Genomic DNA, 26567 nt, shown 5'->3' on the forward strand with positions numbered 1-26567 from the left:
TCACACTCCGCAGCGTCACCATCTACCCAGCCCCGGTACACGACTCCGGGGAGGCCCCAGCGTCGACCGGAGAGAAGAGCGAAGTTGTCCCCGACCAGCGAGACCGCGAAGGGCGGCCGCCGACTCGTCATCGTCGAGTCGCCTGCCAAGGCGAAGACGATCAAGGGCTATCTCGGCCCCGGCTACATCGTCGAGGCGAGCGTCGGGCACATCCGTGACCTTCCCAACGGCGCCGCCGAGGTGCCCGAGAAGTACACCGGCGAGGTCCGCCGCCTCGGTGTGGACGTCGAACACGACTTCGCGCCGATCTATGTGGTCAACGCCGACAAGAAGGCGCAGGTCAAGAAGCTCAAGGACCTGCTGAAGGAATCCGACGAGCTCTTCCTCGCCACCGATGAGGACCGCGAGGGCGAGGCCATCGCCTGGCACCTCCAGGAAGTGCTCAAGCCCAAGGTCCCGGTCAAGCGGATGGTCTTCCACGAGATCACCAAGGCCGCGATCCAGGCCGCCGTCGCCAACCCGCGCCAGCTCAACCAGCGGCTCGTCGACGCCCAGGAGACCCGCCGCATCCTCGACCGCCTCTACGGCTACGAGGTCTCGCCGGTCCTGTGGAAGAAGGTCATGCCGCGGCTGTCCGCGGGCCGTGTCCAGTCCGTCGCCACCCGGCTCGTGGTGGAGCGGGAACGCGAGCGCATCGCCTTCCGTTCGGCTGAGTACTGGGACCTGACGGGCACCTTCGCGACCGGCCGCGCCGGAGACCCGTCGGACCCGTCGTCCCTGGTCGCGCGCCTGCAGACCGTCGACGGCAGGCGGGTCGCGCAGGGCCGCGACTTCGACTCCCTGGGACAGCTGAAGAGCGCGAACACCCTCCACCTCGACGAGGCGAACGCCCGCGCGCTGGCCGCCGCCCTGGAGCAGACGCGGTTCGCCGTCCGCTCCGTCGAGTCCAAGCCCTACCGCCGCTCGCCGTACGCCCCGTTCCGTACGACGACTCTGCAGCAGGAGGCGAGCCGCAAGCTCGGCTTCGGCGCGAAGGCCACGATGCAGGTCGCGCAGAAGCTGTACGAGAACGGCTACATCACCTACATGCGTACGGACTCCACGACGCTGAGCGACACGGCGGTCGCCGCCGCCCGCGCCCAGGTCACGCAGCTGTACGGCGCCGACTACCTGCCGCCGCAGCCGAGGACGTACGCCGGGAAGGTCAAGAACGCGCAGGAGGCGCACGAGGCGATCCGCCCCTCGGGCGACCGCTTCCGCACCCCCGCCGAGACCGGACTGACCGGTGACCAGTTCAAGCTCTACGAGCTGATCTGGAAGCGGACCGTCGCCTCCCAGATGAAGGACGCCACCGGCAACAGCGTCACCGTCAAGATCGGCGGCACCGCCTCCGACGGGCGGGACGTCGAGTTCAGCGCGTCCGGCAAGACGATCACCTTCCACGGCTTCCTGAAGGCCTACGTCGAGGGCGCCGACGACCCGAACGCCGAGCTGGACGACCGCGAGCGCCGGCTGCCGCAGGTCTCCGAGGGCGACGCCCTGACCGCCGAGGAGATCACGGTCGACGGGCACGCCACCAAGCCCCCGGCCCGCTACACCGAGGCGTCCCTGGTCAAGGAGCTGGAGGAGCGCGAGATCGGCCGCCCGTCGACCTACGCGTCGATCATCGGCACGATCCTCGACCGCGGCTACGTGTTCAAGAAGGGCACGGCGCTGGTGCCGTCCTTCCTGTCCTTCGCCGTGGTCAACCTCCTGGAGAAGCACTTCGGGCGGCTCGTCGACTACGACTTCACCGCCAAGATGGAGGACGACCTCGACCGCATCGCCCGCGGTGAGGCGCAGTCCGTGCCGTGGCTGAAGCGGTTCTACTTCGGCGAGGGCACGGTCACCGGTGCCGCCGCCGACGCCGGCAACGGCGACGGGGACCACCTCGGCGGCCTGAAGGAACTGGTCACGGACCTGGGCGCGATCGACGCGCGCGAGGTGTCCTCGTTCCCGGTGGGCAACGACATCGTTCTGCGGGTCGGCCGTTACGGGCCGTACATCGAGCGCGGCGAGAAGGACACCGAGCAGCACCAGCGCGCCGACATCCCCGAGGACCTGGCGCCCGACGAGCTGACGGTCGAGCTGGCCGAGGAACTGCTCGCCAAGCCGAGCGGTGACTACGAGCTGGGCACCGACCCCGCCACCGGCCACACGATCGTCGCCAAGGACGGCCGCTACGGCCCGTACGTGACGGAGATCCTCCCCGAGGGCACCCCGAAGACGGGCAAGAACGCGGTCAAGCCGCGCACGGCGTCCCTGTTCAAGACGATGTCCCTGGACACGGTGACCCTCGACGACGCCCTGCGGCTGATGTCGCTGCCTCGCGTCGTCGGCACCGACGCCGAGGGCCAGGAGATCACCGCGCAGAACGGCCGCTACGGCCCGTACCTGAAGAAGGGGACGGACTCGCGTTCGCTGCAGGCCGAGGAGCAGCTCTTCACCATCACGCTGGAGGAGGCGCTGGCGATCTACGCCCAGCCCAAGCAGCGTGGCCGGGCCGCGGCCAAGCCGCCGCTGAAGGAGCTGGGCACGGACCCGGTGAGCGAGAAGCCGGTCGTGGTCAAGGACGGCCGCTTCGGCCCGTACGTCACCGACGGGGAGACCAACGCGACCCTGCGCTCCGGCGACAGCGTCGAGGAGATCACCCCGGAGCGCGGCTACGAGCTGCTCGCCGAGAAGCGGGCCAAGGGACCGGCGAAGAAGACCGCGAAGAAGGCGGCCAAGAAGGCCCCGGCGAAGAAGGCCACGACCAAGAAGACCGCGGCGAAGAAGACCACGACCGCGAAGAAGACGACGGCGAAGAAGACGACGGCCGCCAAGACGACCGCCGCGAAGAAGACGGCCGCCAGGACGGCGTCCGCCGCGAACCCGGCCGACGACTGAGGCCGTTGGGCCTGTCGTGAAGAGAGTGTGAGAACCCTCCGGGGATCCGGGCGCCAAGGCCCGGGTCTTCGCCCCGGGTTCGGAATGCGAACGCCCCGGCAACACTTCGGTGTCGGGGCGTGCGCATGCCAGACCGGGCGGCCCGTGGTGTCGGTGGCTCCCGATAGGCTGAACGCATGACGCGAGCCGACGAACCGACGGCCCCTCAGCCGGCCCCCGACGACGCACTGGTCACGGACTCCCGTGAGCGCGCCGTCCGCGCCCTGCTGCGACGTCCGCAGCTGAGGCGGTTGTGGAGCGCCCAGCTCGTGGGCGGTGTGGGAGACACGCTCGCCCTCCTCGTCCTGGTCCTGCTCATGGTCCAGGCGGCTGTCGCCGAGGGCTCGTTCGGCGGCGGGTATCGAGGTGTGGCGTTCGCAGTGGCGATCGTCTTCGGGGTGCGCATCCTCGCGACGTTGCTGTTCGGAGCCGTGCTGCTCGGGCCGCTCACCGCGCTCACCTCGCAGGACGGCCCGCTCGACCGCCGCTGGACCATGGTCGGCGCGGACGGACTGCGCGCGGCGCTGCTCATCGTCGCGCCCCTGTGGATCGACTGGACGCCCGGCAACGCGCCCGCCCTGCTGCTCGTCACCGTGTTCGTCGCGGGTGTCGCCGAGCGGTTCTGGACGGTGTGCCGGGAGAGCGCGGCCCCCGCCCTGCTGCCCGCCCCGCCCCCCGAGGGCGCCACGGTCCGGCCGCTGCCCGACCACATGGACGCCCTGCGCCGCCTGTCGCTGCGCACCGGCTTCGTGGCGATCCCCCTCGGCGCCCTCGTCCTCGTCGTCGCGTCCCTGTTCAACAACGCGCTGGGCGCCGGCATCGACTGGTTCGGCCGGCACCAGGCGGCCCTCGCCTCCTACGTGGCGGCCGGGCTCTTCGCCGCGTCGCTGTCCGTGCTGACCTTCCTGGAGCTGCCCGGCACGCGCACCCCGCGCGCGCGGTCGCCGCTGGAGGGCCTGCGCCGCCCGAGGACCGGCACCGGCGCCGACAAGGGCCGCACCGGCGCGACGCCGCTGCTCGTCGTGGCCTGCGCGGCCGTCGCCGCCGCCGTCTCGGCCGCCGTCGCCGTGGCCGTGCTGCACGCCAGGGACCTGGGTGGCGGCCCGGTGCTGTACGGACTGTTCGTGGGTGTGCTCACCGGCGGTGTCGTCGTCGGCATCCGCACCGCCCCGGCCCTGCTGCCCGCGCTGTCGCGGCGCCGGCTGCTGGCGCTGACCGTCGCCTTCACCGGCGTGGCGCTGCTGGCCGCCGGGCTCGTCCCGGACGTCACCACCGTGCTGCTCATCCTGGCGCTGGCCGGGACGGGGGCGGGCATGTCCGCCAACATCGGGCACACGCTGCTCGACCAGGAGACCGAGGAGTACCGCCGTCCCCGGACGACGGAGCACCTGCACGCGGTCGTCCGGGTGAGCGTGGCGCTCGGCGCCCTCGTCGCCCCGCTCGTGGCGGCGGGGATCGGGCCGCACCGCCTGGAGAGCGGCAAGTTCGTCTTCGCCCACGGAGGCGCGGCCTTCACCCTGATGCTGGCCGGCGCCCTGCTGCTGCCCGTCGCCGCGCTGGTGCTGGCCAAGGTCGACGACCGTTCCGGTGTGCCGCTGCGGCAGGACCTGAAGGACGCCCTGCTCCGCGGTGACGACCCGGACCAGGCGCCCGCCGCCGGGGGCTTCTTCATCGCCCTGGAGGGCGGTGACGGCGCCGGCAAGTCCACGCAGGCCGAGGCCCTCGCCGAGTGGATCCGCGGCAAGGGCCACGAGGTCGTGCTCACCCGCGAGCCGGGGGCGACGCCCGTGGGCAAGCGGCTGCGGTCGATCCTGCTGGACGTGTCGAGCGCGGGCCTGTCCCACCGCGCGGAGGCCCTGCTGTACGCCGCCGACCGGGCCGAACACATCGACACCGTCGTACGGCCCGCCCTGGAGCGCGGTGCGGTCGTCATCTCCGACCGGTACATCGACTCCTCGGTGGCCTACCAGGGCGCGGGCCGTGACCTGTCGCCGACCGAGATCGCCCGCATCAACCGCTGGGCGACGAACGGACTCGTGCCGCATCTGACCGTGCTGCTGGACGTCGCGCCGGAGACCGCCCGCGAGCGGTTCACCGAGGCGCCCGACCGCCTTGAGTCGGAGCCCGCCGAGTTCCACGCGCGCGTGCGCGCCGGTTTCCTCACCCTGGCCGCCGCGGACGCCGGGCGGTACCTGGTCGTCGACGCCGGGCAGGAGCCCGAGGCCGTCACGACCGTCATCCGCCACCGGCTCGACCAGGTGCTGCCGCTGTCCGAGGCCGAGATCAAGGCCCAGGAGGAGGCGCGCAGGAAGGCCGAGGAGGAGGCCCGCCGCAAGGCCGAGGAAGAGGCCGCCCGCAAGGCCGAGGAGGAGCGCCTGGAGCGCGAGCGCCAGGAGCAGCTGGCCAAGCTGCGCGCCGAGGAGGAGGAGCGCAAGCGCCGCGAGCTGGAGGAGGCGCAGCGCCGCGAGGCCGAACGGCAGGCCGAGGAGGCCCGGCGCCGGGCCGAGGAAGCGCGCAGAAAGGCCGAGGAGGAGCGGGCACGCCTGCTCGCGGAGGAGAAGGCCCGCGCCGAGGAGGAGGCCCGCCGCAAGGCCGAGGAGGAGCGCCGCCGCAAGCAGGCCGAGGAAGAGGCACGGCTGCGTGCCGAGGCCGAGGCGCTCCGCCTGGAGAAGCAGCGCAAGGCCGAGCAGGCACTGCTGCGGGCCGAGGAGGCCCGGCGCCTCGCGGAGGCGGCGGCAGCCGCCGCCGAGGCAGGTCCCAGGACCACCGAGCGCGGGCCCGCCGCCGCGGCGGCGGGTCAGGACGCGGCGACCGTGCCGACGCCCGTGGTGACGCCGGGCGGCGGGACGGACGACACGACGGTGCTGCGCCCCGTGCGGGACGAGAGCGCCGCCGACCGCGCTGCGCGCCGGACGCCCGGGGCGTCCGCGTCGGGGACGCCGGCGTCCGGTGCCTCCGGCGCGTCCGAGTCCGAGGTGACGGCCGAGCTGCCGCTGCCGCCCGCTCCGCAGGATGCCGAGGAGACGGCGGTGCTGCCTCCGGTCCGCCCGGGGGACGCGGAGGACACGGCGGTACTGCCGCCGGTCCGGCCGGACGCCGAGGAGACGGCGGTGCTGCCGCCCGTGTCCGGTGACGGACCGGACGACCGGGTGCCGCCCGGGTACTTCCGCGACGAGGCCGCCCGGCCCGACGACCGCGAGGACCGCACGCGCGAGCTGCCGCAGGTCGACGCGGAGGGCGCGCCGCGCCGCCGCCGGTCCGACTGGGCCGAGGAGACACCGCTGGACGACCTGCCGTCGCTGGCGGACGAACTGCTCGGACCGCACGAGGAAGAGCCGGACGAGGGCCGGGGCCGCCGGGGCCGGGGCGGCCGCGGCCGTTGAGGCCTCCGCGGCGGCTGAGGCCTCCGGCGGGTCGGGGTGGCTCGCTGCCGCCGGCGGGCCGGGGGTGGTGCTCGGGCGCGCCGGAGGTGGCGGTCGGTGTGCCGTCGTCGGCCTGGATGTGCAGAGGCTTGGGCCGTGACCGCGCTCGACGTCTCGGGCGTGGCCCTGCCGCTAGGCCGGCTCGCTGCGCTCCCCGCGCGTCCGTTCGGCCGTCCGGCCCGGTGAGGGCCGGGCTCGTGCCGGTGGCGCGGCCGGGCCGGGGCGGCTGATGGATGTGCGACGCGACCCGTAAGCGGTCTCCGACGCGACACCGCCTGGCCCGTGTGCCGGGGCGGGTCCCCGCCCGGCCCTTCCCGCACCGGCGGCGGCACCAGCGGTGCCCCGTCCGCCGCTGTCAGTGGCCGCCCCCACAATGGACCTGGCAACGCGCAACGTGACGGAAGGGCGGCGTGACCCATGACCGTGTGGGACGACCTCGTCGGGCAGGAGAGGGTGAGCGAGCAGCTGGCCGCCGCCGCCCGGGACGCCGACGCCCTGGTCACGGCGGCCGCCACCGACGCCCCGCCGCCGGAGGCGTCGAAGATGACGCACGCCTGGCTGTTCACCGGCCCGCCCGGAGCCGGGCGCAACCAGGCGGCGCGGGCCTTCGCGGCGGCTCTGCAGTGCGTCAGCCCCGACCGTGCGCTCGGCGGCTCCCCGGGCTGCGGATTCTGCGACGGCTGTCACACCGCTCTGATCGGCACGCACGCCGACGTCACCACCGTCGCGGCGGTCGGCACCCAGATCCTCGCCGACGACATGCGCGACACCGTCCGCAAGTCGTTCACCTCGCCGGCCAACGGACGCTGGCAGATCATCCTCGTCGAGGACGCCGAGCGGCTGAACGAGAAGTCGGCCAACGCCGTCCTCAAGGCCGTGGAGGAGCCCGCCCCCCGCACGGTCTGGCTGCTGTGCGCCCCCTCCGTCGAGGACGTCCTGCCGACCATCCGCTCGCGCTGCCGCCACCTGAACCTGAGCACGCCGTCGGTGGACGCCGTCGCCGACATGCTGGTCCGCCGGGAGGGCATCGAACCGCCCGTGGCCGCCGCGGTGGCCCGCGCCACCCAGGGGCACGTCGACCGGGCCCGCCGCCTGGCCACCGACCCGGCCGCCCGGGAGCGGCGCGCCACCGTGCTGCGCCTGCCGCTGCGCGTCGAGGACGTCGGCGGAGCGCTGAAGGCCGCGCAGGAGCTGGTCGACGCGGCCGCCGAGGACGCCAAGCAGCTCGCGGAGGAGACCGACGCCAAGGAGACCGAGGAGCTGAAGGCCGCTCTCGGTGCGGCGCAGGGCGGCCGCATGCCGCGTGGCACGGCGGGGGTGATGAAGGACCTGGAGGACAAGCAGAAGCGCCGCAGGACGCGTACCCAGCGCGACAGCCTCGACCTCGCGCTGACCGACCTCACCTCCTTCTACCGTGACGTGCTGGCGCTCCAGCTCGGCTCGCGCGTGGCCATCGCCAACGCCGACGCCGAGGAGGCCCTGGAGCGGCTCGCCCGCGGCAGCACCGCCGAGTCCACGCTCCGGCGGATCGAGGCCATCGGAGCATGCCGGGACGCCCTCGACCGGAATGTGGCGCCCCTGCTCGCGGTCGAGGCGATGACCATGGCACTCAGAGCGGGCTGACGGCGGTAGGAAGGCTGTAGGGCGGAGGACTCCGGAGGCCACCGGAGGGCCCGGCGGGTTGACGACGTCACTCGTCCGAGGCGACGCCCCGCACGCAGGGCATCTGGAGCGTCGCGCAGAGTTACGCTCGCGGAATGTACACATGGCGCCCCCCACGCACCGCCACCGCCGCCCGCTCCCGTGGCGGCCACCGCAGGATCCGGAGCCGGGCCAGGACGGCGGCGGGCCTGCTCGCCACGGCCGCGCTGCTGGTCTCCGCCTGCTCCTCCGGCAGCTCGACGTCCACCGCGTCGGCAGCGGGGGGCACCGCCGCCCTGGCCGCCCTGCCGCAGGCCATCCCGGCGGCGCTCGCGTCGTACTACCGGCAGAAGCCCGCCTGGCGCGGCTGCGGCGTCCCCGGCTTCGAGTGCGCCACGGTCAAGGCGCCTCTCGACTACGCCGAGCCGTCCGGGGGCGACGTGAAGCTCGCCGTCGCCCGCAAGAAGGCCACGGGGCCGGGCACACGGCTGGGCTCCCTGCTCGTCAACCCCGGCGGGCCGGGCGGCTCGGCGATCGGCTACGTGCAGCAGTACGCCGGCATCGGCTACCCGGCCGAGGTGCGGGCCCGCTACGACCTGGTCGCGGTCGACCCGCGCGGCGTGGCCCGCAGCGAACCCGTCACCTGCCTGGACGGGCCGGCCATGGACAGGTACACGCAGACGGACTCCACGCCGGACGACGTCAAGGAGACGGACGGGCTGGTCGCGGCCTACCGGACGTTCGCCGAGGGGTGCGGGGCGGACGCGCCGCGGCTGCTGCGCCATGTGTCCACCGTCGAGGCGGCCCGGGACATGGACATCGTCCGGGCGGCACTCGGCGACCGGAAGCTGAACTTCGTCGGGGCCTCCTACGGCACCTTCCTCGGAGCGACGTACGCCGGGCTCTTCCCGAAGCGGGCGGGGCGGCTGGTGCTGGACGGCGCGATGGACCCGTCGCTGCCGGCGCGGCGGCTGAACCTGGAGCAGACGGCGGGCTTCGACACGGCGTTCCGCTCCTTCGCCCGGGACTGCGTCCGGCGGTCGGACTGCCCGCTGGGCGGCGCGGGCACCAAGCCCGAGGAGGTCGGCAGGAACCTGAAGGCCTTCTTCACCAAGCTGGACCGGCGGCCTGCCCCCACCGGTGACGCCGACGGACGCCGGCTCACCGAGTCGCTCGCCACCACCGGCGTCATCGCGGCGATGTACGACGAGGGGGCCTGGGAGCAACTGCGCGAGGTGCTGACCTCGGCGATGAAGGAGAACGACGGCTCGGGGCTCCTCGCCCTCTCCGACAGCTACTACGAGCGGGACGCCGACGGCGCCTACAGCAACCTGATGTTCGCCAACGCCGCGGTGAACTGCCTGGACCTGCCGGCCGCCTTCGACACCCCCGACCAGGTGCGCAGGGCGCTGCCCGGGTTCGAGAAGGCGTCGCCCGTGTTCGGCGAGGGCCTGGCGTGGGCCTCCCTGAACTGCGCGTACTGGCCGGTCGGCGCCACGGGTGAGCCGCACCGCATCGAGGCCAAGGGCGCGGCCCCCATCCTGGTGGTCGGCACCACCCGCGACCCCGCGACGCCCTACCGCTGGGCGCGGTCCCTGGCCGGCCAGCTCTCCTCGGCCCGCCTGCTCACCTACGAGGGCGACGGCCACACGGCCTACGGGCGCGGCAGCTCCTGCATCGACCGGACGATCAACGCCTACCTGCTGCGCGGCACCCCGCCGCCGGACGGAAAGCGCTGCTCATAGCCCTGCTCCCGGCCCCGGAAGCCCGGCCTCCGGGGCTGGTGCGGAGCACCCTCGGAAACTGTGTAGACTTACCGTCGTTGCTGATCGCACCATAGTGCGGACAGCGCGCCGCCTTAGCTCAGATGGCCAGAGCAACGCACTCGTAATGCGTAGGTCTCGGGTTCGAATCCCGAAGGCGGCTCCATCAAACCCCAGGCCGGAAATGCTCCGACCTGGGGTTTTGTCATGGGCTGGGGCGGTCTCGTGATCGCGTCGGAAAAAGTTCCGCGGGCGATGTCGAGAACCCCGCGGCGGCTCCGTCCCCGGGGTGAGCGCGACCACAATGGGTCGCATCCGCATTGAGGAGAGCACCATGGCCAAGTACCTGCTGCTGAAGCACTACCGCGGCGCCCCGGCGGCGGTGAACGACGTGCCGATGGACCAGTGGACGCCGGAGGAGATCTCCGCGCACATGCAGTACATGCAGGACTTCGCGGACCGGCTGGAGAAGACCGGGGAGTTCGTCGACGGTCAGGCGCTCGCCCCCGAGGGGGCGTGGGTCCGCTACGACGGGGAGGGGCGTCCGCCGGTCACCGACGGCCCGTTCGCGGAGACCAAGGACCTCATCGCGGGCTGGATGGTGATCGACGTCGACACCTACGAGCGGGCCGTCGAACTGGCCGGGGAACTGTCGGCCGCCCCCGGCAAGGACGGGAAGCCGATCCACGAGTGGCTGGAGGTGCGTCCGTTCTACGGCGTCCAACCCACCATCACGGAGTGACCGCACCGATGGACGAGGTCCTGCTGCGCAGCCTCACACCGGGCGTGCTCGCCGTCCTCGTCCGCCGCGGAGCCGACTTCGCGGCGGCCGAGGACGCCGTCCAGGAGGCGCTGATCGAGGCGGTCCGCGTCTGGCCGGACGACCCTCCGCGGGACGCGAAGGGCTGGCTGGTCACGGTGGCCTGGCGCAAGTTCCTCGACGCGACCCGGGCGGACGCCGCCCGGCGCCGGCGGGAGGACCTCGTCGACGACGAACCGCCGGCCGGGCCCGCGCCCGCGGTGGACGACACGCTCCAGCTGTACTTCCTGTGCGCCCACCCGTCGCTGACCCCCTCGTCCGCGGTCGCCCTCACGCTGCGCGCCGTCGGCGGCCTGACCACCCGCCAGATCGCCCGCGCCTACCTCGTGCCCGAGGCCACCATGGCGCAGCGCATCAGCCGGGCCAAGCGCACGGTCTCGGGGGTGCGGTTCGACCGGCCCGGCGACGTCGCCACCGTGCTGCGCGTGCTGTACCTCGTCTTCAACGAGGGCTACTCCGGGGACGTCGACCTCGCGGCCGAGGCCATTCGGCTCACCCGGCAGCTCTCGGCCGGGTACGACCACCCGGAGGTGCGGGGGCTGCTCGCCCTCATGCTGCTGCACCACGCCCGGCGCGCCGCCCGGACCGCACCCGACGGCGGCCTCGTGCCGCTCGCCGAGCAGGACCGCGGACGCTGGGACACCCGGCTCATCGCCGAGGGCGTCGGGATCCTGCAGGCGGCACTCGCCCGCGACCGGCTGGGGGAGTACCAGGCGCAGGCCGCGATCGCCGCCCTCCACGCGGACGCGCGGACGGCCGAGGAGACCGACTGGGTGCAGATCGTCGAGTGGTACGACGAGCTCGTACGACTGAACGACAACCCGGTCGTCCGGCTCAACCGGGCGGTCGCCGTGGGGGAGGCCGACGGGCCGCGGGCCGGTCTGGCGGCGCTCGACGGCCTCGACAGCGGGCTGCCCCGGTACAGCGCGGTGGCCGCCTACCTGCACGAGCGGGACGGCGACCGGGCGACGGCGGCCCGGCTGTACGTGGAGGCGGCGCGGAAAGCTCCGAACCTCGCCGAGCGGGACCACCTCACCCGCCGGGCGGCCCGGCTCAACACCGACCGGAGCCCGTGACGGTCCCCGGCGACCCGCGTCGGAAAGAGAGTGGGCCCCGGCCGATCACCTCCGCCGGCCAGGGCCCGGATCCGGCCGCGGCGGCGGCACTCCCCCGAGTTGCGCGTCCATACGCGCGCGCCCCCGGGCCGGATCCGATGAGGTGATCACATCAAACCTTGCCAACCGATCGCTAACATGTGGCCAACGGTTCGCCGTAGCGTCGTTCGTCGATTGGCCGGAAGTCGCCGAACCAAGATCGAGAACGGCCCGGACAAGGGGCCGTGCCGGGGTGACCGCACCGACGGACGTGGCGGAAAGCCGCGGTCCGGGAACAGGATCGCGTCAGGGGTACGGGCACGGGGGAGGCAAAGCGGTGATGCGGTTCGGGCTGCTCGGGCCACCGGCGCTGTTCGACGGCACTCGTGGCGGTGAGCCGGGAGCGGCCCGTGACGGTGTGCCGGAGGGTGCCCGTGGTGCCCGTGGCGGTGTGCCGGGGGGTGCCCGTGGTGGTGAGCCGGGGAGTGCCCGGGAAGGTGGCCCGGGAGAAGCCCGGGTCGTCCGGAGCCCCAAGTCGCGTGCCCTGCTGGCCGCGTTGCTCCTGGACGCCGGCCGGGTCGTCTCCGTCGACGCGCTCAAGGACGCGCTCTGGGGCGGCGCCCCGCCCGTCTCCGCCCACGCCTCGCTGCACAACCACGTGGCCCGGCTGCGGCGGCTGCTCGACGATCCGGCGCGGCTGCGGACGGTGCCGTCCGGTTACGTCCTGCGGGTCGGCGAGGGCGAGCTGGACGTCGACGTGTTCGACACCCATGTGGCGGCCGCCCGGGCCGCGCACCTGTGCCACGAGCGGGTGCGCGTGGTGCGGGAGGTCGAGGCCGCGCTCGCCCTGTGGCGTGGCGCGCCGCTCGCCGGGCTGCCGCCCGAGGTCGGCGGATACGCCCTGACGCACCGGCTGCGTGAGGCCCGGCTGCTGCTCCTGGAGTGGCGCTACGACGCCGAACTGGCGCTGGGCGGCCCACGCCTCGACGAACTGGTCCCGGAACTCGCGGTGCTGGCGGACGAGTATCCGCTGCGCGAGGCGTACCACCGGCAGTTGATGCTCGCCCTGCACCGCACCGGCCGCCGCGCCGAGGCCCTGGCCGTCCACTCCGAGCTGCGCACCCGCCTGGTCGACCGGCTCGGCATCGAGCCCGGGCCGGGGGTGCGGGCGGCGCACGTGGAGGTGCTGCGGGGCGCCGCCGACCCGAGCGGCCATGCCCCCGTGCCGCCGCACGCGCCCGCTCCTGTCACCGGCGGTGCTGCCTTGCCGTCGCACGTGCCCGCCCCCGTCACCGGCCATGGTCCCCTGCCGCCGCACGCGCCCGCTCCCGTCACCGGCGGTGCTGCCTTGCCGTCGGACCCGCCCGCCCCTGCCACCGGCGGTGCTGCTCTGCCGTCGCACCCGCCCGCCCCTGCCACCGGCGGTGCTGTCCTGCCGCCCCACTCGCCCACCCCCGTCACCGGTCGTACCCCCGTGCCGTCGCACCCGCCCGCCCCTGCCACCGGCGATGCTGCCCTACCGCCCCACTCGCCCGCCCCCGTCACCGGCCGTGCTGCCACCCCGCCGTCCGCGTCCACCGGCCCCGGCGACCGCCCTGCCGTGTCCCCCTCCGCGTCTCCATCCGCCCCCCTCCCGGACCCGGCGGCCGACAGGCCCTCGCCACCGCCGTCCGCCGGCCCCGGCACCAGCCCCGGCCCCGGCGACCGCCCCGCCGCGCCCGCACCACCTGCTGCCGTCCCGCCCCGCCCCTCACCCCGGCCCGCGCAACTGCCTCCCGCCCCACTCCATTTCACCGGCCGCCTCTCCGTGCGCGACGCCCTCCGCCGCACTCTCGCCGACGCCGGGCCCTGCCCCACCGTGGTGGTCAGCGGGATGGCCGGGGTCGGCAAGAGCGCACTCGCGCTGGTGGTGGCGCATGCTCTGGCGAAACGTTTCCCCGACGGCCAGCTTCATCTCGACCTGCACGGCGCCACCCCGGGCAGAACGCCGCTCAGCACCGGCCAGGCCCTTACCGTGCTGCTGCGTGACCTCGGTGTCGAGCCCTGCCGCGTCCCCGCGTGCCCCGATGCCGCGTCCGCCCTGCTGCGCTCCCTGCTCGCCTCCACCCGCACGCTCCTGGTGCTGGACGGCGCCGCGAGTGCCGCGCAGGTACGGCCCCTGCTGCCGGGCGGCGCCGGATGCGCCGTGCTCGTCACGAGCCGGTCGCCGCTGACCGCCCTCGACGGAGCGGCCCGTTTCCCGCTGGCGCCCCTGTCGGAGGAGGAGAGCGCCGAACTGCTGCGTGTCGCCTCGGGGCGCGAGGACCTGGGCACCTCGCGAGCGGCCCGGCTCCTCGTCGCACGCACCGGCCGCCTCCCCCTGGCTCTGCGCATCGTCGCCGCCCGGCTCGCCGCACGCCCGGCCCTCACGCCGGAGCGCCTGGCCGGCCAACTGGCCGACGGGAGGGAGCGTCTGCGGCACCTGGAGTACGACGACCTGAGCGTGCGGCGCTCCCTGGCGGTGACGTACGACGCGCTCACCGCCTCCGAGCGCACGGCCGACCGGGACGCGGCCCTCGTCCTGCGCCGCATCGGCGCGCTCGGCCTGCCCGCCTGCAGCGCCGGGCAGCTCGCCCCTCTCACCGGTCTCGACGCGCGTCGCACCGAGGCCGCGCTGGACCGCCTGTGCGACGTGGCGCTCCTGGAGGAGACGGCGTACGGCCGCTACACGCCGCACGACCTGGTGCGGGACTTCGCCCGGGAGCCGGGCGGGTGAGGCGGGACGGAGCGGAACATCGCGACGAGTCGCCGGTCTGGCCCGCTCCGGCGTCCCGCCGTCGCTGCGGCGCGACGCCCGCCCCTCACTTGGCGTCCGCGTAGCACTGGACCACGGCCGTCGTGAACGGGAACCGCACCGGGGTCTCGCCGAAGGTCAGCCGTCCGGCGAGGGCCGACGCCTCGCGGATCGCCTCGACGACCGCGCCGGTCTCCTCCTCGGGGCAGTGCACGATCACCTCGTCGTGCTGGAAGAAGACCAGCTCGGCGGCCAGGCCCGCGCACGTCCTGCGCAGCGCGGCGAGCAGCAGCAGCGCCCAGTCGGCCGCGCTGCCCTGGACGACGAAGTTCCGGGCGAAGCGGCCGCGGGCGCGGGCGTCGGTGGAGGCGTACCCGGGCAGCCACTGCGTGGACCCGGGCTGTTCCTCGTCGGCCGCCGGGATGCCCGCCTCCTCGGTGCCGTCCTCCGTGCCCCGGGCCGCGGGCGGGCAGGTCCGGCCGAGCCAGGTCCGCACGAGGCGACCCTCCTCCCCGGCCCGGGCGGCGTCGTCGACGAAGGCCACGGCGCGGGGGAAGCGGCGGCGCAGGGCCGCGAGGTTCTTCAGGCCGTCCCCGGAGGTCTGCCCGTACACCGCGCCGAGCACGGCGATCTTGGCCTGGTCGCGGTCGCCGGAGAAGGCCCGGTCGGAGACGGACTGGTACAGGTCGCTCTCCCGCCCGGCCACCTCCATCAGGCCGGGGTCGCGGGAGATGGCGGCGAGGACGCGCGGTTCCATCTGGTCGGCGTCGGCGACGACGAGCCGCCAGCCGGGGTCGGCGACCACGGCCCGCCGGATGACCTTGGGGATCTGCAGGCCGCCCCCGCCGTTGGTGACCCAGCGCCCGGTCACCGTGCCGCCCGCGAGGAACTCGGGCCGGAACCGGCCGTCGCGCACCCAGTCCTGGAGCCAGGACCAGCCGTGGGCGACCCAGATGCGGTACAGCTTCTTGTACTCGATGAGGGGTTTCACGGCCGGGTGGTCGACCGACTGGAGCTCCCAGCGGCGGGTCGAGCCGACCTTGATGCCGGCCTGAGCGAAGGCCTTGACCACGTCGGCCGGCAGGTCGGGGCGGACGCGGCGGCCGAACGCCGTGGACACCTCGTCGGCCAGTTCGGCCAGACGGCGCGGTTCGCCGCCGCCCGCGTACCGCTCGCCGAGCAGGTCGTGCAGCACGGCCCGGTGCACCTCGGCGCTCCAGGGCAGCCCTGCCCGGTTCATCTCGGCGGCCACCAGCATGCCCGCCGACTCGGCCGCCGTCAGCAGTCGCATCCGGTCCGGGTGCTCGGCGCGTCCGTGCCGGCGCTGCTGCTCGGCGTAGACCGCGAGGAGGTCCGCCAGGGGGAGGGGCACGCCCTGGGGTTCGAACAGGGAGGACTGGGCGCCCGGGGCGGCGGACCGCTGCGGCGGATCGGGCGGCACGGGCAGGCCGCGCAGCCGGGCCAGGGCGGCCGCGGCCGAACGGGGCTCCCCGTACCGCCCCTCGTGGCCGAGGAGGAGGGTCTCGGCGGCCTCGAGGTCGTAGCACCGCTCGACCCGCACCCCCGCGGCGAGCAGGCGCGGGTAGACCTCGGCGGTGGACCGCCACACCCACCGCGTGACCCCGGGACGGCTCCGCACGGCCGCGGCGGGATCCGCCTCCCGCAGCACCGGCCCGGCGGGCAGCCCGTCCGGACCGAGGGGGGCGACCTCGACGCCGCCGTCCTCGGCCGGGGCGAGCGCCCACCGGTCGGTCATGCGGCGAGTCTGCCAGGGGGGTCTGACAATCCCCCCGCCGCCGCCCGGCAGGTCAGGACTCGTCCAGCACGTTCTCCTGCGCTCGCGCGATCTTCTCCAGCACCCTGGCGACGTACTGCTCCGTCCGCTCCTTGCCGATGCCCAGGCCGCTGAGGACGCCCTGGCCGTTCTCGTGCTCCAGGAGGGCGAGCAGGATGTGCTCGGTGCCGATGTAGTTGTGGCCGAGGCGCAGGGCCTCGCGGAAGGTGAGTTCCAGGACCTTCTTGGCGGCCGGGCCGTACGGCACGAGCTCCGGGACGTCGTCGGCGGCCGGCGGGAGCGCCGCCGTGGCCGCCGCGCGGACCTCGTCGAGGGAGACGCCCTGTTCGACGACGGCCTTCGCGGCGAGGGCCTCGGGCTCGGCCAGCAGGCCGAGGACGAGGTGCTCCGGCAGGCCCTCGGTGTTGCGGGCGGCCTTGGACGCGTGGTGCGCCGCCATCACCGCGCTGCGGGCGCGGGGCGTGTAGCGGTTGAAGCCCTGGCCGGGGTCGAGGTCGGCCGACTCCTTGGGCACGAAGCGCTTCTGCGCGGCCTGCCGGGTGACGCCCATGCTCTTGCCGATGTCGGTCCAGGAGGCACCGGAGCGCCGGGCCTGGTCGACGAAGTGGCCGATCAGATGGTCGGCCACGTCGCCCAGGTGGTCCGCGGCGATGACGGCGTCCTGCAACTGGTCCAGCGGTTCGTGGTGGACCTTCTTGATGGCGGCGATGAGGTCGTCGAGACGGACGGACGACGTGGGATCGGGGTTCGTCATGTGTCAACCGTAGGTTGCGCCCCCGCGGGTGTCAACCGAAGGTTGACAGCAGGTCGCGTGGCACCATCGGCCGGGTGAGCACGCCCAGCACCGTCGACCGCGCCTTCGCCGCCGCCCTGTACGAGACCGGCGAGACGGCCCTCGACACCGGCGCGTCCCTGCTGGCCGCCGACAGCGCGGCCGACCCCGAACTCGCCCGGCGAGGGCAGGAGTTCGTGGCGGCCGCCTGGCGCCGGGGCTGGCAGCCCGCCGACGTCGTGCGCGTCGTCCGGCGCGAGCTGGACGAGGTGCACGTACGCCTCGCGGCGGAGCTGATCCGGGCCCAGCGGGGTGCGGACCGGCCGCGCGGGCGGCGCTGGAGCGCCCAGCTCGCCGCACTGCCGGCCGACCCGCCGCCCCGGACGGACCGCTTCTCCCACGCCACGGCCGTCCTGGAGCTGTACCGGCTGCTGCTGCGCCTGCCCCCGCTGGAGGTGCTGGACGAGCAGCCCGGGGGCGCGCGCACCGAGTCCCGGATGCTCACCCGCATCCGTGCCCTGCTCGCCAAGGCGGAGGCCACCGGCTTCCCCGAGGAGGCGGAGGCGCTCAGCGCCAAGGCGCAGGAGCTGACGGCCCGGTACAGCGTCGACGAGGCGCTGCTCGCCGCGCGGGCACCGTCACCCGAGACGCCCGGCGCGTGCCGGATCGGGGTGGAGCCGCCCTACGAGGAGGCCAAGGCGGTGCTGCTGGACGCCGTCGCCACGGCCAATCACTGCCGGGCGGTGTGGAACGAGGCGCTGGGCTTCTCGACGGTCGTCGGGTTCGAGACCGACCTGGAGGTGGTCGAGCTCCTGTACACCTCCCTGCTGGTGCAGGCCACGACCGCGATGACCACGGCGGAGGCGGCCCAGAGGGCGGGTGGCCGCAAGCGCACCAAGACCTTCCGCCAGTCCTTCCTCGCGGCCTACGCCCACCGCGTCGGCGTCCGCCTGGCCGCGGCGGCCGAGACGCAGGTGACCGACGACCTGCTGCCGGTCCTGGCCTCCCGCGAGGTCGCCGTCACCGGGCGGCTGGACCGGATGTTCCCGGAGACGACCACGACCCGGCTGCGCTCGGTACGTGACGCGGCGGGCTGGACGGAGGGCGCCCTGGCGGCGGACCGGGCCCAGGTCCGCCACCGGCCACGACTGGACTGACACGCGGACGGCGTCCGCGGCGGCCGGGGCGTCGACATCCGCCACCTCCTGCGGCCCCTGCCCGCCTCGGCCACCGGCGGTCCCGCCGTCCGCTCGGTGCGACCGCCCTCAGTCCCCGGAGGTCTCGAACCCGCTCACCGTGGCGTCCGCGAGGCCGCCGTCCTCCGCGTGGGCCACCGGGCCGTAGGACCACTTCAGTTCGTGCGCGTCCTTCGGCACGCCGGGCAGCGTGAAGGACGCCGCGTGCACGATGAGGCTCTTCGCCGGGTCGGCCTCGCCCCGGACGTAGGTGATCGTGAAGGACGTCGTGGCGCCCTTGCCGAGCGTGAGCGGCCGGGCCTGGGCGCCCTCCTCGGGGAGCACGTTCGTCGTGCTGCTCTCGGCCAGCAGGTCCACGGCGGGGAAGCCCTTCAGGGTGCACGGGGCGCCCTGGTTGGTGAGGGTGACCGTGACGTTGCCGGTGTCGCCGGCCGCCGGGGCGGCGCCGGCCCCGACCTCGACGTCCATGGCGCTCAGCGCGCAGGCCGCCGGGCCGTTCGACGGGTCCGTGTTCTTCGTGTCGTCGGCGCCGTCGTCGCCGCCGCCGCAGGCGGTCAGCAGGAGGGTCGCGGAGAGGGCGGCGGCCAGGGTGACGGGCAAGGTGCGCATGAGGTCCTCTGGGCGTGATGAGCAGGAGGGGCTTCGGTTCCCCCGATCCGGGAGGAGCGTGGGCTCCCCCGGATCGAGGGCGTCGACTCCCCGGTTCAGGAGGGGCGTCGGCTCCCCGGATCGGGAGGGGCGTCGGCTCCCCGGATCGGGAGGGGCGTCGGCTCCCCGGATCGGGAGGGGCGTCGGCTCCCCGGATCGGGAGGGGCGTCTGCTCCCCGGATCGGGAGGGGCGTCGGCTCCCCGGATCAGGAAGGGCTTCGGCTCCCTGGATCATCACGCACCGGGCTGCCGCACGGGCACGCGCCCCCGCCGAATCCCCCGAACGCCGGACGGGCCGCGGCGCCCTGAGGCGTACCGCGGCCCGTCGTCGCGCTGCCGGATCGCTACTGCGCGTCGAGGCTCGCCGTCGGGAGACCCGTGGGCAGCTTGCCGCCCTCGGCCTTGGTGTAGGTCTCGGTGCCCACGCCGTTCTCCCAGGTGACCTTCATGCTGGTCCCGGTGACCGAGTCGACCGTGCCGCTGGCCCGGCCCTTGGAACCGTCCGCGCACTTCAGGCGGATCGTCCTCGTCCCGGACTCCTCGCCCGCGGTGCCGCTGCACACGCCGCCGCCGGTGGCGAACAGCGCGGCCTGCTTGCCGGTGATCACCAGGGCCACGGCCTTGCCGTCGGTCGTCGCGAGCCAGCTGCCGGCCAGTTCGCCGCCGGCCTCGTCGCCCGAGCCGGAGTCCGACCCGGACGACCCGGAGTCGCCGCCCGTGCCCGCCGACGCCGAGGCGGACGCGGCCGGGCTCGACGCCGGGTCGTCCCCGGAGTCGCCGTCGCCGCTGCACGCGGTCAGCGCGAGCGCCCCCACCAGCCCCGCGGCGGCCGCCGCGACGCGCACGGCGCCGGAGCGACGCGAGAAGATCACCGAAGTCACTGCAAGCCCCCAAGCTGTAGCCGGTCGGCGGGCCGGTCCGGGAGGACCGGTCGGCCGGCCCCGTGGCCGGAACGATCGCAGCAAGCTACCAGGGCCCGTCAAGGGGTCCGCGGAACGCCCGTCACCAGGACGACTTGCGCACACCGGGCAGGTACCCGGCGTGCGCCTGCTCCCGCAGTCCGACCCGGGACAGCCCGAACGCCCGGAAGTAGCCGCGCGGCCGCCCGTCCACCTGGTCCCGGTTGCGTACGCGCGTGGCGCTCGCGTCCCGCGGCTGCCTGCGCAACTCCGCCTGCGCCGCGGCCCGTTCGGCCGCCGTGGACGACGGCCGCCGGATGATCTCCGTCAGCTCGGCGCGCCGGGCGGCGTAGCGCGCGACGGTCTCCTTGCGCCGCTCGTTCTTCGCGATCTTGCTTTTCTTCGCCATCAGACCCTCACTCCCCGGGCCCGGATCCGGGCGACGGCCGCCTCGACGCCGATCGCGTCGACGGTCCTGATCCCCCTGGCGCTCAGCCGGAGCCGCACGTGGCGGCCCTCGCTCGGCAGCCAGTAGCGCATGGACTGGATGTTCGGGTCGAACCGGCGGGACGTGCGCCGATGGGAGTGCGAGATGCGGTTGCCGAACCCGGGGCGGGCCCCGGTCAGCATGCAGTGCGCGGACATGGTGGGTGACGTACCTCTCGTCTCAGCTGATGTAAATGGAATTCATTTTCAGTAGCATAGCGGCATGGCTCGCAACGAACTCCGGCCGGTCATCAAGCTCCGGTCCACCGCCGGGACCGGCTACACCTACGTGACCCGCAAGAACCGCCGCAACGACCCGGACCGACTGACCCTGCGCAAGTTCGACCCGGTCGCCGGCCGCCACGTCGACTTCCGAGAGGAGCGCTGACCATGCGCGAGGGCATCCACCCGGAGTACGGCCCGGTCGTCTTCCGCGACCGCGCCGCGGACTACGTCTTCCTCACCCGCTCCACCATGACCAGCGAGAAGACGATCGAGTGGGAGGACGGCAACACCTACCCCGTCGTCGACGTCGAGATCTCCGACGTCAGCCACCCCTTCTACACGGGCACCGCCCGCGTCCTGGACACCGCGGGCCGCGTCGAGCGCTTCGAGCGCCGGTACGGGAAGAAGGGCTGACGCCGTGTCCGAGCTCTCCGAGCCCGAGCTTGCCGTCGTGATCGTCGGCGGGCTGCACGCCGACGCCCGCAGGGCGGCCGTCGCACGGCTGCTCGCCGACGTGCCCGGCAGCGTCGTCCTCCACCACGACCTGTCGGCGGCCGCCGCGGGCACGGTCGTACGGACCGTCCGGGACGCCGCCGGGCTCCTCGACACGGGCGAGACCCCGCTCGTGAACGACTGCGCCTGCTGTGCCCTGCGCGAGGACCTGGTCCCCGAACTCGAGCGGCTCCGGGACGCCGGCGGCACCCGGCTGGCCGTCGTCGAGTTGTGGGACTCCGTCGAGCCCAAGGCCATGGCCGAGGTCGTCGCGGCCGGCGGGCTGACCGTCACCGGTGTGATCACCGCCGTCGACCCGGCCCTGGTCCTGCCGTACCTGGGCAATGGCGACGACCTGGCCGAAGGGGGCCTGGCCGCGGCCGCCACCGATCAGCGCACGGTCGCCGACACGTTCGCGCGTCAGCTGGAGTACGCCCCCGTCCTCGCGGTCGCCGACTCCCCGGAGGCCGACGACGAGGACCGCGCACTGCTCGGCCAACTGCACCCCACCGCCCGGCAGGTGCCCCTCGCGCCGCAGGACTTGGACCCGGGACCGGACCCGCACCCGCTGTCACCGCTGGCCCGGGCCGCCCTGGCCGGTTTCGACATCGAGGCGGCCGCCGCCGCCCAGCACCCCGCCAGCGCGCTGCTGCCCGCCGAAGCCGACGCGCACGGCGTCTCGACCCTGGTGTGGAGCAGCCGCCGCCCCTTCCACCCGGAGCGGCTCTACGCCGCGCTGGAGGACCTGACCTGCGCGGCCGCCCGCAGCCGGGGACGGTTCTGGCTCGCCGACAAGCCCGACACCCTGTTCCACTGGGACGCCGCGGGCGGGGCCCTGTGCGTGGAGAGCGCCGGGCCGTGGCTGGCCGCGCTGCCGGACGCGGCCTGGGAGCTGGTGCCGCCGGTACGCCGGGCCGCCGCCGCGCTGGACTGGCACCCCGAGCACGGGGACCGCTGCCAGCGCCTGGCCTTCACCTCGCCCGGCCTCGACCGGGACGGCCTGACGCGCCTGCTCCGGTCCTGCCTGCTCACCGACGCCGAGTACGCGGCCGGCCGCGAGGCCTGGCAGCGCCTGCCGCACTCCTTCGACACCCTCCTGGAGGTCTGAACCGACATGCCCCGCAAGCCCGAACGCACGCCCGCCCGGAACCGGCCCAACCCCCTGGACCAGGCAGGCGTCACGTACGTCGACTACAAGGACACCGATCTGCTGCGGAAGTTCCTCTCCGACCGCGGCAAGATCCGCAGCCGCCGGGTCACCCGCGTCTCGGCGCAGCAGCAGCGGCAGATCGCCGCGGCGGTCAAGAACGCGCGGGAGATGGCGCTGCTGCCCTACGCCGCTCGCTGAGCACGTCCCGGATCGGGGTGAGGTTCCCCACGCTTGACGCGTGGGGGACCTCTTGTCCGTTCCGGGGCGGGTGCGGCGGCCTGCGCGGCGGTGCCGCCGGGAAGGGCCGGGCGGCTGGTCGACCGGCCTGGGCGGGCCGTCCGGCGGACGGCGGGGAAAGCGCTTCGAGCGGCCGGCCCGGTACCGTGCGCCCGGTGGGAAGCGGACGCCGGTGCGAGCCGGGCCGGGCACGGGCGGATGACGGCCGGGTCGTCCGTGCGGCGCATTCGTGCCTGGTCAAGCGGGTGCCCGGCGCTTCCGGATACGGCCTCGGCGCTCTGTTCGGCCGCCGCACAGCCGCCCGCCGGCACGGCGAGCGGATGCTCCGGATCCCCCGATGCCGTCCGGCCCGCCGGTTTTCGCCCCGGGCCGGGGGAACGCGGCAGGCGTCAGCGGCGTCAGACAAGCAAGAGCTTTCGGTAAAGCGGTCGCCAAAGCTGTAACCGCCGGACCACCCCGCGTGCACGTGCATCTGCCTCTGCATCTGCACATGAACAGAGCTATGATCCGGGTCAGTTGACCGCTGCATCAATGGCCACACCAGCCAGTGCACCACCGGGGAGCGACCTGTGGACCACGACGCGTACAACGGGATGGCGGCCACCAGGCTGAGCGGTGTGGCCTGGCAGAAGAGCAGGCACAGCAACTCGCAAGGGTCCTGTGTGGAGTTCGCCCGGCTGCCGGGCGGTGACGTGGCGGTGCGCAACTCCCGCTTCCCCGACGGTCCCGCGCTGGTCTACACCCGAGCGGAGATCGAGGCGATGCTGCTCGGCGTGAAGGACGGGGAGTTCGACCATCTGGTCGGATGACAGCGATGTCGGCCCCTGCGGGCCGCCCGGCGCACCGACGGCTGTGACGCGCGTAGAACCGCGACGCGAGAAGGCGCCGCGGTTCCTCATCCGCAGGCCGGACCGGATCCGGTGTGCGGGAGGCGGAACAGCGCCCACACCACCTTGCCGTCGAGGGCGCCCGCGAGCGGGTGCCAGCCCCAGCTGTCGCTGAAGGAGTCGACGAGGAACAGTCCGCGCCCCGACTCGGCCGAGAAGTCGTCGGTCTCCCGGGCGACGGGGCTGTCGTGGCTGGGGTCGCGCACCGCGCACACCAGCCGCTCGGTCCACCGCATCAGGTGCAGCCGCACCGGGGGTTCCCGGCGGGTGGCGCACAGGGTGCTCGCCGGCAGCCCGTGCCGCAGGGCGTTGGTGACGAGTTCCGAGACCACCAGGCAGACGTCGTCGAAGCGGTCGCCGAGGTCCCATTGGTCGAGGGTTCTGCGGGTGAACCGGCGTGCCTCGCCCACCGCTTCGAAGCGGGCCGGCAGTGAGCAGGAGGCGGCGTGGGACACGGCCGCGGGGTCCAGCGGCGGAAGGCCCTGCCGTAACGGCTCGAGCATGGTCGATCCATTCGTCCCCATGCGAGGCACTCCCGGGTGTTCGCGGTCGGTGCGATGCAGCGGTGGTGCGGGACCATGGTTTCGGATGCGTACAGCAGATGCAAGGGCAGATGCACGTGCAGGTGACCGGAATGCGTTGTCCCGTACCGCTTGTTGGTCAATTTTTCCGTCATCTTGACGTCGCACTTCGGCCGTTCACATGCCTCTTTCTTCCGGCCGCGCGCGTGCGCCGACTGTCTCGATTCCGTTTCCGTAACCGGACGAGTACTGCTCGAAGTGTTTTAGTGGCAGACTTCGGCCCCTGAAACCGTTGGGGAGGCTGGCGAACGTGAGCGCGGGAGAGCCGGGATCGGTGGTGCGGCGCATGCTGCTCGGATCACAACTCAGGCGACTGCGTGAGGCGCGGGGCATCACGCGCGAGGCGGCGGGCTACTCGATCCGCGCCTCCGAGTCGAAGATCAGCCGGATGGAGCTGGGCCGGGTGAGCTTCAAGACCAGGGACGTCGAGGACCTGCTGACGCTGTACGGCATCACCGACGAGCAGGAGCGCTCCTCGCTGCTGTCGCTCGCCAAGGAGGCCAACGTCGCAGGCTGGTGGCACAGTTACTCCGACGTGCTGCCGAGCTGGTTCCCGACCTACGTCGGCCTGGAGGGCGCCGCCTCGCTGATCCGGGCGTACGAGGTGCAGTTCGTGCACGGCCTGCTCCAGACGGAGGCGTACGCGCACGCGGTGGTCCGCCGGGGCATGCAGGGTGCGAGCGCGGCCGACGTCGAGCGGCGCGTGGCGCTGCGCCTGGAGCGGCAGAAGCATCTCGTCGCCGAGTCGGCCCCCGACTTCCACATCATCCTGGACGAGGCCGCGCTGCGCCGCCCCTACGGCGACCGCGAGGTGATGCGCGGCCAGCTCCAGCACCTCATCGACATCTCGGAGCGGCCCAACGTGCGCCTCCAGGTGGTGCCGTTCAGCCTCGGCGGGCACTCCGGGGAGAGCGGCGCGTTCACGATCCTCAGCTTCCCCGAGTCGGACCTGTCGGACGTGGTGTACCTGGAGCAGCTCACCAGCGCGCTGTACCTGGACAAGGCCGAGGACGTCGCCCAGTACGAGCGGGCGCTCAAGGAGCTCCAGCGCGACAGCCCCGGCCCCGCCGAGAGCCGGGACCTTCTGCGGGGTCTCCTCCAACTCTCCTGAAACATCAGTACGATGACGCGTGATCAGATCGCGGGGAAGCGATCGAAGGTCTCAGGGATCGAGGGATCACATGTCGTCGTCCTGCTTCACCGAGCTCGCACAGCAGTACATCGACGGTGAGTGGCGCCCGGGCAGCGGCTCCTGGGACATCATCGACTTCAACCCCTACGACGACGAGAAGCTGGCGTCGATCACGATCGCCACGGCCGACGAGGTCGACGAGGCGTACCGGGCCGCCGCCCGCGCCCAGCGGCAGTGGGCGGCGACCAACCCCTACGCCCGCCGCGCGGTCTTCGAGAAGGCCCTGCGGCTCGTCGAGGAGCGCGAGGCCGAGATATCCGAGGCCATCGTCGCCGAGCTCGGCGGCACGCGTCTGAAGGCCGCCTTCGAGCTGCACCTGGCCAAGGAGTTCCTGCGCGAGGCGGTCCACCTGGCGCTCGCCCCCGCGGGGCGCATCGTCCCTTCCCCCGTGGACGGCAAGGAGAACCGCGTCTACCGGGTGCCGGTCGGCGTGGTGGGCGTGATCAGCCCGTTCAACTTCCCCTTCCTGCTGTCGATCAAGTCCGTCGCCCCGGCCCTGGCCCTCGGCAACGCCGTGGTCCTCAAGCCGCACCAGAACACGCCGATCGTCGGCGGCTCCCTGGTCGCGAAGCTCTTCGAGGACGCGGGACTGCCCGGCGGCCTGCTCAACGTCGTCATCACCGACATCGCCGAGATCGGGGACGCCTTCATCGAGCACCCGGTCCCGAAGGTCATCTCCTTCACCGGCTCCGACCAGGTCGGCCGGCACGTCGCCACCGTGTGCGCCCGGCAGTTCAAGCGGTCCGTGCTCGAACTGGGCGGCAACAGCGCGCTGGTGGTCCTGGACGACGCCGACCTGGACTACGCCGTGGACGCCGCGGTCTTCAGCCGGTACGTCCACCAGGGCCAGGTCTGCATGGCCGCCAACCGCGTCCTGGTCGACCGCTCGGTGGCCGAGGAGTTCACCGAGAAGTTCGTCGCCAAGGTGAAGGGCCTCAAGACGGGCGACCCGCGCGACCCGGAGACCGTCATCGGCCCGGTCATCAACTCCTCGCAGGCCGAGGCGCTCGCGGGCGTGGTCGAGCAGGCGCTGGCCGAGGGCGCCACCGCCCTGGTGCGCGGCGGGCGGACGAACAACCTCGTCGAGCCGTCCGTGCTGACCGACGTGCCCGCCGGCTCCGCCCTGCTGCGGCAGGAGGTCTTCGGGCCGGTCGTCTTCCTGGTGCCGTTCGACGGCGAGGAGGAGGCCGTGCGTCTGGTCAACGACAGTCCGTACGGCCTGAGCGGCGCCGTGCACACCGGGAACGTCGAGCGCGGCGTGCGGTTCGCCCAGCGGATCGACACCGGCATGTTCCACGTGAACGACGGCACGGTGCACGACGAGCCGATCGTCCCCTTCGGCGGCGAGAAGGCCTCGGGCGTCGGGCGCCTCAACGGCGAGACGATGCTGGACGCCTTCACGACCACCAAGTGGATCTCGGTGCAGCACGGGCGCAGCGGCTTCCCGTTCTGATCCGCCGCGGCCCTGCGGCCGTTGCGGACAGCACCTGACCGCAAGGGTGCGTAGCGTCGTCGGTGTGAGGGGGA

Annotated in this window: 22 protein-coding genes and 1 tRNA gene; 16 read left to right on the forward strand and 7 right to left on the reverse strand. The window is 73.8% G+C overall.

Going from position 1 to position 26567, the window contains the following annotated elements:
• The first annotated feature begins 84 nt into the window (after positions 1-84).
• From topA to ACZ6ZN_RS22680, 8 genes are all read left to right on the forward strand, one after another.
• Positions 85-2928 carry a type I DNA topoisomerase gene (gene topA, locus ACZ6ZN_RS22645; protein WP_451876251.1) on the forward strand — a complete coding sequence of 948 codons (2844 nt, stop codon included), beginning with the start codon at positions 85-87 and terminating at the stop codon, positions 2926-2928.
• Between the two features lie 176 nt (positions 2929-3104).
• Positions 3105-6350 carry a dTMP kinase gene (gene tmk / locus ACZ6ZN_RS22650; RefSeq protein WP_469648792.1) on the forward strand — a complete coding sequence of 1082 codons (3246 nt, stop codon included), beginning with the start codon at positions 3105-3107 and terminating at the stop codon, positions 6348-6350.
• A 456-nt stretch (positions 6351-6806) separates the two neighbouring features.
• Positions 6807-8012, forward strand: coding sequence for a DNA polymerase III subunit delta' (locus tag ACZ6ZN_RS22655; protein WP_469648794.1), 1206 nt, complete (start codon positions 6807-6809; stop codon positions 8010-8012).
• A gap of 134 nt (positions 8013-8146) precedes the next feature.
• Positions 8147-9775 carry an alpha/beta hydrolase gene (locus ACZ6ZN_RS22660; protein WP_469648795.1) on the forward strand — a complete coding sequence of 543 codons (1629 nt, stop codon included), beginning with the start codon at positions 8147-8149 and terminating at the stop codon, positions 9773-9775.
• A 107-nt stretch (positions 9776-9882) separates the two neighbouring features.
• Positions 9883-9959: transfer RNA gene (locus ACZ6ZN_RS22665), tRNA-Thr, on the forward strand.
• Between the two features lie 168 nt (positions 9960-10127).
• Positions 10128-10535: a YciI family protein gene (locus tag ACZ6ZN_RS22670; RefSeq protein WP_398109341.1), complete on the forward strand. Its 408-nt coding sequence runs from the start codon at positions 10128-10130 to the stop codon at positions 10533-10535.
• A gap of 8 nt (positions 10536-10543) precedes the next feature.
• A complete protein-coding gene (locus ACZ6ZN_RS22675; protein WP_469648955.1) occupies positions 10544-11689 on the forward strand; it encodes an RNA polymerase sigma factor in 1146 nt (381 codons plus the stop codon).
• A 358-nt stretch (positions 11690-12047) separates the two neighbouring features.
• Positions 12048-14462 carry an AfsR/SARP family transcriptional regulator gene (locus tag ACZ6ZN_RS22680; protein WP_469648958.1) on the forward strand — a complete coding sequence of 805 codons (2415 nt, stop codon included), beginning with the start codon at positions 12048-12050 and terminating at the stop codon, positions 14460-14462.
• 85 nt (positions 14463-14547) lie between these two features.
• On the opposite strand, the gene ACZ6ZN_RS22685 is transcribed toward ACZ6ZN_RS22680, so the two are convergent.
• Positions 14548-16236 carry a bifunctional 3'-5' exonuclease/DNA polymerase gene (locus ACZ6ZN_RS22685; protein WP_469648798.1) on the reverse strand — a complete coding sequence of 563 codons (1689 nt, stop codon included), beginning with the start codon at positions 16234-16236 and terminating at the stop codon, positions 14548-14550.
• A gap of 52 nt (positions 16237-16288) precedes the next feature.
• Complete coding sequence (locus ACZ6ZN_RS22690) at positions 16289-17029, reverse strand: Clp protease N-terminal domain-containing protein (protein WP_451876255.1); 741 nt, start codon at positions 17027-17029, stop codon at positions 16289-16291.
• A gap of 74 nt (positions 17030-17103) precedes the next feature.
• On the opposite strand from ACZ6ZN_RS22690, the gene ACZ6ZN_RS22695 reads away from it, so the two are divergent.
• A complete protein-coding gene (locus ACZ6ZN_RS22695; RefSeq protein WP_469648801.1) occupies positions 17104-18204 on the forward strand; it encodes a DUF2786 domain-containing protein in 1101 nt (366 codons plus the stop codon).
• 108 nt (positions 18205-18312) lie between these two features.
• Here the strand turns inward: ACZ6ZN_RS22695 and ACZ6ZN_RS22700 are convergent, their stop codons facing one another.
• The 4 genes from ACZ6ZN_RS22700 to rpmB form a co-directional block, all read right to left on the reverse strand.
• A complete protein-coding gene (locus ACZ6ZN_RS22700) occupies positions 18313-18852 on the reverse strand; it encodes a DUF4232 domain-containing protein (protein ID WP_469648803.1) in 540 nt (179 codons plus the stop codon).
• 383 nt (positions 18853-19235) lie between these two features.
• Positions 19236-19763 carry a hypothetical protein gene (locus tag ACZ6ZN_RS22705; RefSeq protein ID WP_451876258.1) on the reverse strand — a complete coding sequence of 176 codons (528 nt, stop codon included), beginning with the start codon at positions 19761-19763 and terminating at the stop codon, positions 19236-19238.
• Between the two features lie 130 nt (positions 19764-19893).
• The gene (gene rpsN / locus ACZ6ZN_RS22710) at positions 19894-20199 is read right to left on the reverse strand and encodes a 30S ribosomal protein S14 (RefSeq protein WP_451876259.1); all 306 of its coding nucleotides are present in this window, start codon (positions 20197-20199) and stop codon (positions 19894-19896) included.
• Positions 20199-20435 carry a 50S ribosomal protein L28 gene (gene rpmB, locus ACZ6ZN_RS22715; protein WP_469648806.1) on the reverse strand — a complete coding sequence of 79 codons (237 nt, stop codon included), beginning with the start codon at positions 20433-20435 and terminating at the stop codon, positions 20199-20201. The genes rpsN and rpmB overlap by 1 nt, the downstream gene beginning before the upstream one ends.
• Positions 20436-20499: 64 nt before the next feature.
• Between rpmB and rpmG the strand changes: the two genes are divergently transcribed.
• The 5 genes from rpmG (at position 20500) to ACZ6ZN_RS22740 (ending at position 23189) form a co-directional block, all read left to right on the forward strand.
• On the forward strand, positions 20500-20664 hold the full coding sequence (gene rpmG, locus ACZ6ZN_RS22720) for a 50S ribosomal protein L33 (protein ID WP_333932256.1): 165 nt from the start codon (positions 20500-20502) through the stop codon (positions 20662-20664).
• Positions 20665-20666: 2 nt separating this feature from the next.
• Positions 20667-20915 carry a type B 50S ribosomal protein L31 gene (locus tag ACZ6ZN_RS22725; RefSeq protein WP_469648809.1) on the forward strand — a complete coding sequence of 83 codons (249 nt, stop codon included), beginning with the start codon at positions 20667-20669 and terminating at the stop codon, positions 20913-20915.
• Positions 20916-20919: 4 nt separating this feature from the next.
• On the forward strand, positions 20920-22101 hold the full coding sequence (locus ACZ6ZN_RS22730; RefSeq protein ID WP_469648811.1) for a CobW family GTP-binding protein: 1182 nt from the start codon (positions 20920-20922) through the stop codon (positions 22099-22101).
• Between the two features lie 6 nt (positions 22102-22107).
• Positions 22108-22341, forward strand: a complete 234-nt coding sequence (rpsR, locus tag ACZ6ZN_RS22735) for a 30S ribosomal protein S18 (protein WP_398108807.1) — start codon at positions 22108-22110, stop codon at positions 22339-22341.
• Between the two features lie 632 nt (positions 22342-22973).
• The gene (locus ACZ6ZN_RS22740) at positions 22974-23189 is read left to right on the forward strand and encodes a DUF397 domain-containing protein (RefSeq protein ID WP_398109339.1); all 216 of its coding nucleotides are present in this window, start codon (positions 22974-22976) and stop codon (positions 23187-23189) included.
• Positions 23190-23275: 86 nt separating this feature from the next.
• On the opposite strand, the gene ACZ6ZN_RS22745 is transcribed toward ACZ6ZN_RS22740, so the two are convergent.
• The gene (locus tag ACZ6ZN_RS22745) at positions 23276-23791 is read right to left on the reverse strand and encodes an ATP-binding protein (protein ID WP_469648814.1); all 516 of its coding nucleotides are present in this window, start codon (positions 23789-23791) and stop codon (positions 23276-23278) included.
• Between the two features lie 343 nt (positions 23792-24134).
• On the opposite strand from ACZ6ZN_RS22745, the gene ACZ6ZN_RS22750 reads away from it, so the two are divergent.
• Positions 24135-24959 carry a helix-turn-helix domain-containing protein gene (locus tag ACZ6ZN_RS22750; RefSeq protein ID WP_398109338.1) on the forward strand — a complete coding sequence of 275 codons (825 nt, stop codon included), beginning with the start codon at positions 24135-24137 and terminating at the stop codon, positions 24957-24959.
• A gap of 70 nt (positions 24960-25029) precedes the next feature.
• On the forward strand, positions 25030-26493 hold the full coding sequence (locus tag ACZ6ZN_RS22755) for an aldehyde dehydrogenase family protein (protein WP_451876262.1): 1464 nt from the start codon (positions 25030-25032) through the stop codon (positions 26491-26493).
• Positions 26494-26567: the final 74 nt, after the last annotated feature.

The organism is Streptomyces sp. NPDC053665, from assembly GCF_055585285.1.